Below are 12557 nucleotides of genomic sequence, written 5' to 3'. Positions count from 1 at the left end.
AACGTGCTGTTTGCCGCTTGCGGGCTCAGCCCGCCAGCACGCAGCGGTTCTTGCCGCCGCGCTTGGCGGTGTACATGGCGCGGTCGGCGGCCTGGATCAGCTGCTCGTTGGCGTCGGGGCGATCGTCGTGAGTGTACGGCGCGATGCCGATGCTGGCGCTGACGCGCACTTCGTCCAGGCGGTCGTCGAAGCGCAGCATGTAGGGCTCGCCCAGAGAGGCGCACAGTTTCTGGCAGAGCTGCAGCGCCTGATGCGGATCGTCGATGTCATCCAGGATCAGCGCGAATTCGTCGCCGCCCAGCCGCGCCACCGTGTCGTTGCCGCGCAGATGCGCGGACAGCCGCGCCGCGATCTCCTTCAGCAGGGCGTCGCCGGCGGGATGGCCGTGTTCGTCGTTGACGCCCTTGAAGCCATCGATGTCGATGAAGGCCAGCGCGAAGTGGTCATGATGGCGGTGTGCGTGCTGGATCGCCACCTGAAGGCGATCGTTGAACAGCATGCGATTGGGCAGGCCGGTCAGTATGTCGTGGCTGGCCTGATGGCGCACCATGGCTTCGACCAGTTCGCGTTCGCCGATTTCGCGGGTGAGCTGCTGGTTGCGCTCGGCAAGCTCGGCCATGGTCTGTTGCAGCTCGGCGCGCACCGTGTACAGCTCCAGGAATACGCGCACCTTCGACTGCAGGATCACGTCGTTGATCGGCTTGGCGATGTAATCCACCGCGCCGGAGCGGTAGCCCTTGAGCCGGTTCAGGTCGTCGGCGTAGGCGGCGGTGACGAAGATGATCGGTGTCTCGCGCAGCTGCTCGGCCTCGGCCAGCAGCGCGGCCACTTCGAAACCGTCCATGTCGGGCATGTTGACATCGAGCAGGATCAGCGCGAAGTGGTGATCCAGGCACAGCGCCAGCGCCTGGTTGCCGCTGCGCGCCTCGAAGATCTGTGCGCCGCTGCGTGCGAGCAGCCGCCGCATCGCGATCAGGTTGGCAGCCGTGTCGTCGACGACCAGGATTTTCGGCAGCATCGTGTTCATGTCGGTGACCGGGCGGCTTGCCTCATGGTTCCACCTTAACCGCTACCCGTGCCATCCTGCGTGAACGGAAGCACTGTCCCGCCAAACTCGATCGAGGGCGGCCGGTGGCCGCGCCGGTACAGCCGCAGCGCGGCGTCGAGCACGCTGAAGTCGGCGGCCACCGGCGAGAAATCCAGACCCTCGCGCAGTCCCAGGCACAGGTAGCCGCCGCGCACCAGGCTGTCATGGAACAAGGTCAGCGTGCGGTTCTGCAACGGCGCGGAGAAATAGATCAGCACGTTGCGGCACAGCACCAGGTGCGCCTCGCAGAACACCTTGTCGGCCACCAGGTTGTGGCTGGCAAAGGTGATGTGGCGACACAGCCGCTGGTCGAGCTTGATGAAGTTGTAGCGTGCGCTGTAGTAATCCGCCAGCGAGCGCTCGCCGCCCGCTTCCAGGTAGTTGCGCGACCACAGCTGGGCGTCCCTGGCCGGGTAGATGCCTTCGCGCGCGCGGCGCAAGGCGTCGGCATTGAAGTCGGTGGCGAAGATATGGCTACGCTCGTACAGCCCGGCCTCGTCCAGCAGTATCGCCAGCGAATAGGCTTCCTGTCCGTGCGCGCAGCCGGCCTGCCAGATGGTGATCTGCGGGTACGACGCCAGCATCGGCAGCACCTGTTCGCGCAGCGCCCGGAACACCGGCGGGTCGCGAAACATCTCCGACACCGGCACCGACAGCCCCTGCACCACCATCGCCACGAAGTCCGGCTCGTGCAGCAGGCGCGTGGTCAGCTCGCTGATGCTGCCGCAGCGATGATCGCGCGCCAGCTGGCGCACGCGCCGGATCAGCGAGGCCGGCGCGTACTGGCTGAAGTCGAGGTCGTAACGCCGCTTCAACGCCTGCACGAACAGATCCAGCTCGATCTGCTCCAGTTCGCTGGCCGGGATCGACGCGGGCACGGTGCTCAACGCTGCAGCCAGACGCGCATCATCGATGCCAGCTTGTCGATGTCGATCGGCTTTGACAGATAGTCGCTGGCGCCCATCTCCAGGCACTTCTCGCGATCGCCGAGCATCGCCTTGGCGGTCAGCGCGATGATGGGCAGGTCGGCGAAATGCGGTTGGGCGCGGATGGCGCGGATGGTTTCGTAGCCATCCATGCCCGGCATCATGATGTCCATCAGCACCAGTTCGGGAGCTTCGTCGTCGGCCAGCACCTTCAGCGCCTTGTAGCCGTCCTGCGCCATGTTCACCTGCAGCCCCCAGCCGCGCATCACCTTGGACAGCGCGAACAGGTTGCGCATGTCGTCGTCGACCAGCAGCACGCGGCGGCCGGCGAGCTCGCCCGCTGCCGCGGAGCCGGCGGCGCTCCGGCGCGGCGCCTTCTGGATGCTGTGCAGGAACAGGCTGACCTCGTCGAGCAGACGTTCGGTGGAACGCGCGCCCTTGACCACGATGGCGTCGGTGTACTGGCGCAGCTTCAGGTTTTCCTCGCGGCTGAGGTCGCGGCCGGAATACACCACTACCGGCGGCACGCCACGGGCGGTCTCCGCCAGGCGCTCCAGCAGTTCGAGGCCGGACATGCCGGGCAGGCCCAGGTCGAGCACGACGCAGTCGTAAGCCGTGCCGGCGATCTTCTCCAGAGCTTCCTCCGCCGAACCGGCTTCGTCGATCTGCACGTTGTCGCTGCGCAGCATGATGTGCACGGCGGTGCGCGAGTCGGCATCGTCGTCCACGATCAGCAGGTGGCGTTGCTGCCCGGCGGCGAAATGCAGCAGGCGCTCCAGCGCGAGACCGATCGACTCGCGGCTGACCGGCTTGATCAGGAAGCCCACCGCGCCGCGCTCCAGCCCCCGCGTGCCGCCGTCGTCGACCGAGATGAAGTGCACCGGGATCGCGCGCGTGGCGTCGTCGGCCTTGAGCTGGTCCAGTACGCTCCAGCCGTCCATGACCGGCAGCGAGATATCCAGCAGGATGCCGGTGGGATGATGTTCCCGCGCCAGTTGCAGCCCGGATTCGCCGTCGCCGGCGGCCAGCGCGCGATAGCCCTTGCGATGGATCATGTCGATCAGGATGCGCGCAAAGGCGGGGTCGTCCTCGATCACCAGGATCGTGGTCTGGCCCGGCAGCAGCGAAGCGCGATCGTCGTCGATCGGCTCCGGCAGCAGATACGGCGACGCGGCCTGGCTGAGCCTGGTCTTGCTGGCGTGCGGCAGATCCTCGGCGAATTCGGATGCCGCTGGCGCCTCCGGCGGCGTCTCCGGCAGCAGCAGGGTGAAGCAGCTGCCGCGGCCGCTCTCGCTGCGCAGCACGATGTCGCCGCCGAGCAGCTGGATCATCCGCCGCGAGATCGCCAGGCCCAGCCCGGTGCCGCCGAACTGCCGGCTGGTGCTGGCGTCCACTTGTTCGAACGCGTTGAAGACGCGCTGGAACTTGTCCGGCGGAATGCCGATGCCGGTATCGCTCACCGTGATCGCGATCAGCGGCTGGCCGACGAGCGTTTCCGGAATGTCGGTGTCGCCGTCGGGGCGGCCGACACGCAGGCTCACTGCGCCCTTGGCGGTGAACTTGAACGCGTTGCTGAGCAGGTTGTTGGCGACCTGTTCGAGCTTGCTGCCGTCGGTGCGCAGGATGGCCGGCAGGCCGGGATCGATGTCCAGCGTGAAGCCCAGGCCTTTCTCCTCGGCCACGTGCGCGAACGTGCGCCGCAGCCGCCGCGCCAGATCGGCCAGCACCAGGTCGTCGATCACCAGTTCCATCTTGCCGGCCTCGACCTTGGACAGGTCGAGGATGTCGTTGATCAGGCGAAGCAGGCTGTTGCCGGCGTCGTGGATGATGCGCGCCGATTCGATCTGCTCGTCGTCGAGATTGCCGGTGTCGTTGTCGGCCAGGCTGCGCGACAGGATCAGCAAGCTGTTCAGCGGCGTGCGCAGCTCATGCGACATGTTCGCCAGGAACTCGGACTTGTACTGGCTGGCGCGCGCCAGTTCGGCTGCCTTGTCGGCGGTTTCCTGCTGCAGTTCCTCCAGCACGTATTTTTGCCGGTTCAGGCTTTCCGTCTTCTCGCGCAGCTCCTGGTTGGACGCCTGCAGCTCCTCGGCCTGCACGCGCAACTCCTCCTCGGAGGCGATCAGCCGTTCGGACTGCTCTTCCAGTTCGGCCGTCTTCGCCTGCAGCGCCTCGTTGTTGTCGCGCAGCACCTCCTTCTGCTGGCGCATCACCAGTTCGGATACGCGCAGCTCGTCGGCCTGTTCCTGCGTCTGCAGCAGCAAGTCATGCGTGCTGACGGCGCGATTGAGGTTTTCCAGGGTCAACGCCGCGATCGGCAGCAGCTCGTCCAGCAGCCGCTTCTGCAGCGCACTGAGCGGCACGAAACCGGCCAGTTCCAGCACGCCGATCAAGGTGTCGCGATAGAGCACCGGCAGGATAGCGACGTTGCGCGGCAACGACTCGCCGGTGCCCGAATCGATGTGCAGGTAATTCTCCGGGACGTCGTCGAGCATGATGGCCTTGCGCTCGATCGCGCACTGGCCCACCAGTCCTTCGCCGGGCATGTACTGATCCGCGGTGCGGTTGTTCAGGCGCAGGCCATAGCTGCCCAGCAGGTCGAGGCGATGGCGGGTGTCGTCGAACGAATAGAACAGGCCCACGCCGGCCCCGCACAGCGGCACCAGTTCGCTGGTCAGCCACTGCGCGAATTCCTTGTGCGTGGTGGCCTGCAGCAGTACGTGCGAGACCTCCGACACGCGGGACCTGATCCAGGTCTGCGCCTCGGTATCCAGCGACATCTGCTTGAACACCTGCAGCGCGCGGGCGATTTCGCCGACCTCGTCGCGGCGGTCGAGCCGGCGGATCTCGAAATCGTGGTCGCGGTTCGCCAGCCGCGTCATCAGGTCGGTAAGACGCCGCAACGGCCGGCTGACCAACCGCCAGGTCAGCCGGATCACCACGATGCCGAGCAGGATCCCGAGCAATACCGCGATCGCATTGATCACCTTGGCGGTGAGCAGCGCGCCATCGAGGCGCTGATTGCGCGTCGTCAGCAGCTGATCTTCCTCGGCAATCATCTGATCGATGGCGGCGTGCATATCCTCGCTGCGAACCGTGCGGTGTTCGAGATAGTTCGACGGGATGCGCTGCAGCTCCTGCGCCGTCGCCGCCGCCGCATCGGCGGCCTTGCGCTGGGCGATCGGGTCGATCGCGTAGATGGTCACCTCGCGCTGCCACTGTGCCGCCATCTTTTCCAGCGAGTCGATGCGCGACTGCTGCAGCGGGTTGTCGGTGGTCATCTGGCGCAGATGGGCGAGGCGTTGATGCAGGTCGTTGGTGCCGCTGTCGAACATGGCCCGCTGATCGGCACGCTGCGTCAGCATGTAGCCGCGCGCACCGAGCTGACCGGTCTGCAGCGCGCGCTGCAGCTGATCGAGCTCCCGCAGCACCTGGTAGGTGTGCGTCGTCCAGTGCCGATTGCCTTCCTGCTGGCGCAGCGAGTTCAAGGTGACCAGGCTGGTCAGCAGGAACAGGCCCAGCAGCAGGCCGATCGCCAGCATCATCTTGCGCTGCAGCGGCTGATCGGCCAGCCATGAATTCTTTTTCGGGCGGGTAGATGGCTGCATGCGGGTCACCGCGATGGGGTAGGCATTCTGTCCTGCGATCGCCGGATCGGCGATCGCGCCTTTAAGGACGCTCCGCCTGCGTTGAAAGATCAGAGCATCCTTTACAGAGTAGCCGGTGCCAGCGCCGAACCATAGCCATAGCGGGCCGCACGCTGCGGTTCAGCGGCGATCGAACCGTTGCAGCAGCAGCTGCCAGGGCCGGCACGGGATGATCGAACCCCGCCGCAGCGCGACAACCAGCAAGGTCAGCGTGCACAGCGAGCACAGGCCCAGCGCGATCACCGACGCCTCGGCGCCGAAAACACCGCCGCTGAGCCAGTCCGGGCCGGTGCGGGTGGACACCAGCCAGCCGTCGGCCGGGGCGCCGGAAACCGGGATGCCGTAGATCGTGCCCTGGGCGAAGTTCCAGGCTACATGCAGGCCCATGCAGAACGGCAGCGAACGGGTCACGTGGTACAGCATGCCGAGCAGCAGGCCGGCCTCGATCGCGATGGCGGCCGAGCTCCACACCGTCGCGCCGGGATTGGCAATGTGCGCGGCACCGAAAAACAGCGCCGACACGATCAGCGCGAGCCAGGTGCCGAGGCCTTCCTCGACGATGCGGAACAGCGCACCGCGGGCGATGATCTCCTCGCCGATGCCCGCGCCCAGCCCGACCATCAGCAGGGCAGGCAGCCATTTCGCATCCGGGTTGCTGCCGATGACGTGATAGCTGCCCGCCAGATACAGCACGCCGACCACGGCGCTGAACAGCAGCAGGCCCACGAGCGCGCCCCTGGCCCCGTCCGGCAGCAACCGGCTCGGCGCCAGCTCGCCGAGCGGACGGCGTTCCACCAGCTTGACCAGCAGCAGGTAGGCGAGCAGCGCCGGTAGCGCGCGCAGCAGCAGCTGCGCCAGGCCATGTTCGAGCGCCGATGCCTGTTTGCCGCCCCAGCCCAGTACATGCATCAGGCCGCCCAGGGCGAAGCTGAAGGCGATGAACAGCGCCGCGAAGATCACGATGCGCGCCAGCGGCGAGAACACCAGCCAGCGCATCCAGCGCGGTGCATCGGCGGGCGTGGCGAAGGCAATGGACGCGTCGTGCATGGTGCCGTGTTCCCCTGTGTGATGGGGGTGCACGCTAGCAGCCGTCATTGGGAGGCGCCTAGTGACGTCCGTCATGGCCCGCATCGAGCCCTAGGCTTACACCTCGACGGAGGCCGCATGCTCGCGCGTGTTGGCAAAGCGCACTTGCGGCCAGCGCTCCTGCGCCAGCTGCAGGTTGACCCGCGTGGGCGCGATGTAGACCAGCTCGCCGGCGCCGTCGATCGCGAGGTTCATCGCGTTCTTCTCGCGGAATTCGGCCATCTTCTTCTCGTCGTCGCAATGCACCCAGCGCGCCGTGGTCACCGTCACCGGCTCGAAGCTGGCGTCGACGTTGTATTCGTCCTTCAGCCGGTACGCCACCACGTCGAACTGCAGCACGCCGACCGCGCCCAGGATCAGGTCGTTGCTCATCAGCGGACGGAAGAACTGGGTGGCGCCTTCCTCGGACAATTGCGCCAGGCCCTTCTGCAAGGCCTTCATCTTCAGCGGATCGCGCAGGCGCGCGCGGCGAAAGAGTTCGGGCGCGAAATTCGGGATGCCGGTGAAGTTGATCGACTCGCCTTCGGTGAACGTGTCGCCGATGGTGATGGTGCCGTGGTTGTGCAGGCCGATCACGTCGCCCGGATAGGCCGTCTCGACGATCTCGCGGTCGCTGGCCATGAAGGTCAGCGCGTTGGCGATGCGGATGTCCTTGCCCGTGCGGGTCTGGATCATCTTCATGCCGGCGGTGTACGTGCCCGAGCACACGCGCATGAACGCCACGCGGTCGCGGTGCGCCGGGTCCATGTTGGCCTGGATCTTGAACACGAAGCCGGAGAGCTTTTCTTCCTCCGGCTGCACTTCGCGGCTCAGCGTGCCGCGCGGGCGCGGCGACGGCGCATGCTCGACGAAGAAATCCAACAGCAGCTGCACGCCGAAGTTGTTCACCGCCGAGCCGAAGAACACCGGCGTCTGCCGGCCGGCGAGGTATTCGTCCATGTCGAACGACGGCGCGGCACCCTGCACCAACTCGAGTTCGTCGCGCAGCTCGCGCATCGCCTCGTCGCCGATTTTCTCCAGCAGGCCCGGCGCATCGAGTCCCTTGAAAATGGTCGAATCCTGCCGCGTGAAATTCTTGCCCGGCTCGAAGACGTGCACCTCGTCCAGCACCAGGTGGTAAACGCCCTTCAGCCGCTTGCCCATGCCGATCGGCCAGGTCACCGGCGCGCAGGCGATGCCTAGCACCGACTCCACCTCGTCCAGCAGTTCGATCGGCGAGCGGCCCTCGCGGTCGAGCTTGTTGACGAAGGTCATGATCGGCGTGTCGCGAAGGCGGCACACTTCCATCAGCTTGATCGTGCGCTCTTCCACGCCCTTGGCGCAGTCGATCACCATCAGCGCCGAATCCACCGCGGTGAGCACGCGGTAGGTATCCTCCGAGAAGTCCGCATGTCCCGGCGTGTCGAGCAGGTTGACGATCTTGCCCTCGTACGGGAACTGCATCACCGACGAAGTCACCGAAATGCCGCGCTCCTTCTCCAGCGCCATCCAGTCCGACGTCGCATGCCGCGCCGCCTTGCGCCCCTTCACCGACCCCGCCATCTGGATCGCACCGCCGAACAGCAGCAGCTTTTCGGTCAACGTGGTCTTGCCCGCGTCAGGATGGCTGACGATGGCGAACGTGCGGCGACGGCGGGTTTCTTGCAGATGGATGGACATGGATGGCGGATCGACAGGAGCGCGAACCGGCAATTGTAGCGTGGATCGGGCGGTGGGCTCGGGGTGGGCTGGATGGGGTGTCGGTTATCGGCCACTTTGAGTTCCCTTACCCGCCAGTTGATGTACGCGGGAACGTGTAGATCTCGCTGGCGATCTTCCAGCGTCCACCTACCCACCAGTTGCAATACCTTCCAGCCCGTCACGGATCTCCGCTTTCCGGAAACCTGTTCCGTCACGAAGTCGAGCGAGACCTCCGCCAACGCGCCGTGTTGTTCGATGCGAACATCGTAGAATCTTTGTCGAAACCGCTGGCCACTGGCGAATACAGCTTGGCGAAAGCCTTCGTATTGGCGCAGGTCGGGAACCGCGCATAGTCGCTTCGAGCGTGACGGGGAAACGCTGTGGCAGTGTGCGACGTGCCGTCACCAGACTAGCTTGCTGGCCGACACGGTGTGTGCCTATACCCGGTTGCCGCTGACGATCTGGTTTCTGGCCCTGCATCTGGTCACACAGACGAAAAACAATATCTCGGCGCTGGAACGGAAGCGCTACTTGGGCGTGTCCTACCGCACCGCCTTGCGGTTGAAGCACAAGCCGATGCAAGCCATGGTGCGTCGCGCAGCGGCGCGCCAACTGGCTGGCTTCGTGCAGATCGACGACGCCTACCTCGGCGGCGAGCGTAACGTTGGCGAGGCCGGACGCGGTTCGCAGAACAAGCGCTCCTTTGTCATCGCGGTGGAAACCGATGAGCGCGACCACCCGCGATGTGCCGTCACCGATCCGGTCAGCGGGTGCACCAAGGCCGCATTGGTCGAATGGTTCACCCTTCACATGCATCCCGATGCCGACGTCTTCAGCGATGGTTTGGGCGCCTTCCGTGCCGCGGCCGACTTGGGCCATGTCCCTACGGTCATCGATGCTGGCGGGGGACGTACCGTCACCGAAACACCCGGTGCGCGCTGGGTCACTATCACACTCAGCAACCTCAAGCGTCCGCTCGATGGCTCCTATCACGTTTTCGGTTTTTCAAGTACGCCCATCGCTACCTCGCCGAAGCGGCTTGGCGCTTCAATCGACGTTTCCAACTCAATGTCCTGGTGCCTCGCTTGCTGGTCGCCGCCGCGCGTTGCCCCCATGGACCGAACGCCGTCTTCGCGATCTTGCTGTTTTTGCCGGCTGAGCAATGGCGCTAATCAGGAACTAATTCTGTTCTGCGCCAGCGGCAGGCGAGGCCGAGGCCGGTACCGAGGAACCGACGAAGACGGGCTAGATCGTTAAGGATGCTCTGATCAATTCTACGTAGGCGGCATGATGTCCAGAAGACGCGCAGGGTGTGTTGCGCGGCGCAGGGAAGACTGGCCGTCTTGCCAAGCTGCGCGGCGCAGCCTGCGCGCCTTCTGGACATCACCCCATCATTTTAAATTCAATGCGTTGGGGCCGTGACTGTCTGTCCGCATGCCTTCGGTCCGCCGTCTCGACAGACGGCCAGTCTGCCCTCGCCGACGGCCCTGTGGCCTGCGAACAGACAGTCACGGTGACGCCTACGTAGAATTGATCAGAGCATCCTTAAGCATGAAAAGGAAAGGCGAAGGTCAGAGTGAGTTGCCGCTTTGCCCGATCCGGTAATAATCGAAATCAACATAACCACCCGGCTTTTCCGTTGCATAGTTGAACAGACCGAAGCGATAGCCCATGAAGTGCGGCACCGTGTAGACCATCTGCAGCGTAGTGCCGATTTGTTTCCAGGTCTTCCCGTCGAAGCTGTAGTAGAAATTGGCCTTGTCCGTCTGGTTGCGGAAGTCGCAATCAATCTTGAAGTAGACCACCTTCTGCATCAACGGAACCGCCGCGATTTCTTTGGGCGAATCGCTATGCGCGTTGACCATGACGATGGACTTCTGGCCATGATCCATTTTGACACCAACGTAGCCGTATTTTTTCTGGAGCGCGATGAGTCCGGCCACGTCGCCATTCTTCATCTTGTCCACATTGAGGCGCGTCGTTGCCGAACTGGTGGGGCCGAAGGTCCGCTGGGTAAGCGTGTTGCGCGCGCCAAGCACGTCTTGATCGACACGGCCCGTTGTGATGCGCAGACGTCCAGGCTTCTGTAGGATGCTCCAGTGCTCGTTATCGGGATTGTGGTTCCATTGCCATGCCAACGGCAGCTTTGGATCGCCGGGCTCACGTTCAAATTCGTCGGAGGCAACGATGCCGGAGACGCCGGAGACGCCCTGTCCGCCGACGGGGATGTCGAGCGTCATGGGCACCTTGCCGTTTTCGCCGAGAATGGGCCAGCCGTCCTTCCAGGTCGCGGGCACGAGGTAGGGGATCCGACCGACGGCGCCGTTGTCCTTGAAAAGATAGGCATACCATTTGCCTTCGGGGGTGTCGACGAGGCCGCCTTGGGCGATGCCGCGATCATCGAGCGCGATGCGACCCTCGTAGGGACCGGTGATAGCTTCGGCGCGGTGGATGATGACGGTGCGCGCCCAGCGGCTCCCGGGCGAGGCGATGTTGAAGAGGTAGTAGCGGCCCTTGATCTTGAAAAGCTGCGAGCCCTCGCCCTTGAGCCCGCCCTGGTCCGCGTCGAAGACGGCGTTGACGTTTTCGACGATGACATTGTTCACGCCGCCGGGCTTGATCCCGGAGAGATCGGGTTGCAGCTCGGTGAGCATGATGCGACCGCTCCCGTGAACCATGTAAACGCGACCGTCGTCGTCGAAAAACAGGCTGTGGTCACCCAGCGAGGGCGCGAAACTCGTCGCTTTCCATGGGCCGTGCTCCGGATCGCGCGTGGTGTAGATGTGGGTGCGTCCAGTGGTGGCGGAGAAAGTCGAGACATAGAACACGCCGTTGTGGAAACGCAGGCTGCTGGCCCAGGAACCCTTGCCGTAGGCGTTTTGTCCGTTTTCCAGATTCATGGCATCGTTGTCGACCAGCCGGTCGTAGGCGTAGCCGACCAGATCCCAATTCACCAGGTCCTTCGATTTCATGATCGGCACTCCCGGACCCATGTGCATCGTCGTGCTGCTCATGTAGTAGGTGTCGCCAACGCGAATCATGGACATGTCCGGCACATCGGCCCAGATAATGGGATTATGGGCAAGGCGCGTCTGTCCCGCCGCAAGGGGCTGAGACGCGGCAGAGGCGAGGACGACGGCCCCCAGGAGGAAAAGGATCAGGCGGTTCATGCGGCAGGCGGTCGAGACGGCGGAAGGGCGGCTCAGGCTGTCAGGGTTTTGATCCATGATTTTGTCCGTGAAGGCAATCTTTGCGAGTAACCGAGTACGTAGGCTGTTCATATTTCCTGATTAGCGCCGAAGTTAAGCTGCAATCGCAGCCCAGGCGACAGGTTTGAGTGAAGCTGCAGCCTCCCTCGCAGAGGTCGCGCTCATGACCATGATTCGTGTCCAGTTTCAGCCCGGTCTGTCGTTGGCCGGCTTTCTCGATCAGTACGGTGCGGAAGCGGCATGCGTGGCGATGGTTCCTCCGGGCCGTCCTTGTTGGTCTTGTCGTTACCACTCGGCAGCTCTGCTCACCCTGGCGTCCAGGTCGGCCCATGTTTCCTTTCGGTTTTGACAAAGACCGCGCCGGCCAGCAAATCACCCTCTTTCCTTTTTGCCAGTGAGTGATGCGCGGGCGCTGGAAGGTGTTCTCCCCATCCGTTTCATCATCCCTGCGGCAGGGTCGAGACCGCCTGTGGGGGCCGGATATGCTTGAAGTCCATCAGCCCCATGCCGGCCATCCATCGCGCCAGCAGCGCGGGCCAGATGCTCAGCAACTGATCGTTTTGGCCAAGGCCGCTGCCATGACCGCCTTCGCGAAAGATATGCAATTCAGCCGGCACATGATGTCGATGCAACGCCAGGTAATAATTGACACTGTTTTCCGGTGGCACGGTAGTGTCCGCGTCGGTCGTATAGATGAAAGCCGGCGGGGTCTGGTCAGTAACTTGCGCGGCGAATTCAATTCTGAAGTGCACCACCCCAAACGGTAGAGCGGCGCAGGTGCGGTAGCCTGCACAGCTTCACCGCCAAGTGGAACTGCACATGAGCTACACACACCTGAGCCAAGACGAACGCTATCAGATTCAACACCTGCATAGGGGTGGTTTTTCAGCCCGCGAAATCAGCGCGGAGTTGAAACGCGCGG

General features: G+C 64.2%; 8 protein-coding genes and 1 pseudogene. 2 read left to right on the top strand and 7 right to left on the bottom strand.

The genetic code is table 11. The features are described from left to right. Nucleotides 1–25: 25 nt before the first annotated feature. The 5 genes from ACFPPB_RS15615 to ACFPPB_RS15595 all read right to left on the bottom strand — a co-directional run bounded on the left by ACFPPB_RS15615 (nucleotide 26) and on the right by ACFPPB_RS15595 (nucleotide 8405). Nucleotides 26–1027, bottom strand: coding sequence for a diguanylate cyclase domain-containing protein (locus tag ACFPPB_RS15615; protein ID WP_377328737.1), 1002 nt, complete (start codon nucleotides 1025–1027; stop codon nucleotides 26–28). Between the two features lie 35 nt (nucleotides 1028–1062). Further along, complete coding sequence (locus ACFPPB_RS15610) at nucleotides 1063–1965, bottom strand: CheR family methyltransferase (RefSeq protein WP_377328848.1); 903 nt, start codon at nucleotides 1963–1965, stop codon at nucleotides 1063–1065. A gap of 5 nt (nucleotides 1966–1970) precedes the next feature. Continuing rightward, nucleotides 1971–5621 (bottom strand): response regulator, encoded by a 3651-nt coding sequence (locus tag ACFPPB_RS15605; protein WP_377328735.1) that lies wholly within the window; start codon nucleotides 5619–5621, stop codon nucleotides 1971–1973. A gap of 159 nt (nucleotides 5622–5780) precedes the next feature. Continuing rightward, nucleotides 5781–6707: a CPBP family intramembrane glutamic endopeptidase gene (locus ACFPPB_RS15600; RefSeq protein WP_377328733.1), complete on the bottom strand. Its 927-nt coding sequence runs from the start codon at nucleotides 6705–6707 to the stop codon at nucleotides 5781–5783. Between the two features lie 96 nt (nucleotides 6708–6803). Next, a complete protein-coding gene (locus ACFPPB_RS15595) occupies nucleotides 6804–8405 on the bottom strand; it encodes a peptide chain release factor 3 (RefSeq protein WP_377328731.1) in 1602 nt (533 codons plus the stop codon). A gap of 357 nt (nucleotides 8406–8762) precedes the next feature. Here ACFPPB_RS15595 and ACFPPB_RS15590 point away from each other — a divergent pair. After that, a pseudogene (locus ACFPPB_RS15590) lies at nucleotides 8763–9585 on the top strand (IS1595 family transposase); the annotation flags it as partial. A 412-nt stretch (nucleotides 9586–9997) separates the two neighbouring features. Here the strand turns inward: ACFPPB_RS15590 and ACFPPB_RS15585 are convergent. Together ACFPPB_RS15585 and ACFPPB_RS15580 are read right to left on the bottom strand one after the other, a co-directional pair. Beyond that, entirely contained in the window at nucleotides 9998–11653 is a 1656-nt protein-coding gene (locus ACFPPB_RS15585) for a glycoside hydrolase family 43 protein (protein ID WP_377328729.1), read from the bottom strand. Nucleotides 11654–12075: 422 nt separating this feature from the next. After that, nucleotides 12076–12390 carry an alpha/beta hydrolase gene (locus ACFPPB_RS15580; protein ID WP_377328727.1) on the bottom strand — a complete coding sequence of 105 codons (315 nt, stop codon included), beginning with the start codon at nucleotides 12388–12390 and terminating at the stop codon, nucleotides 12076–12078. Nucleotides 12391–12454: 64 nt separating this feature from the next. Between ACFPPB_RS15580 and ACFPPB_RS15575 the strand changes: the two genes are divergently transcribed. After that, nucleotides 12455–12557: helix-turn-helix domain-containing protein (locus tag ACFPPB_RS15575; RefSeq protein WP_377328847.1), on the top strand; the 103-nt coding region annotated here is incomplete at its 3' end.

This window comes from Rhodanobacter terrae (assembly GCF_042657005.1).
Lineage (GTDB): Bacteria > Pseudomonadota > Gammaproteobacteria > Xanthomonadales > Rhodanobacteraceae > Rhodanobacter > Rhodanobacter terrae.
Note: the sequence above shows the minus strand (reverse complement) of the source record. Positions and strands in the feature narration are given on the sequence as shown.

Coding starts and splice junctions, on each gene's coding strand:
- ACFPPB_RS15615 (WP_377328737.1), bottom strand. CDS start 1,027: ATGAACACGATGCTGCCGAAAATCCTGGTCGTCGACGACACGGCTGCC.
- ACFPPB_RS15605 (WP_377328735.1), bottom strand. CDS start 5,621: ATGCAGCCATCTACCCGCCCGAAAAAGAATTCATGGCTGGCCGATCAG.
- ACFPPB_RS15600 (WP_377328733.1), bottom strand. CDS start 6,707: ATGCACGACGCGTCCATTGCCTTCGCCACGCCCGCCGATGCACCGCGC.
- ACFPPB_RS15595 (WP_377328731.1), bottom strand. CDS start 8,405: ATGTCCATCCATCTGCAAGAAACCCGCCGTCGCCGCACGTTCGCCATC.
- ACFPPB_RS15585 (WP_377328729.1), bottom strand. CDS start 11,653: ATGGATCAAAACCCTGACAGCCTGAGCCGCCCTTCCGCCGTCTCGACC.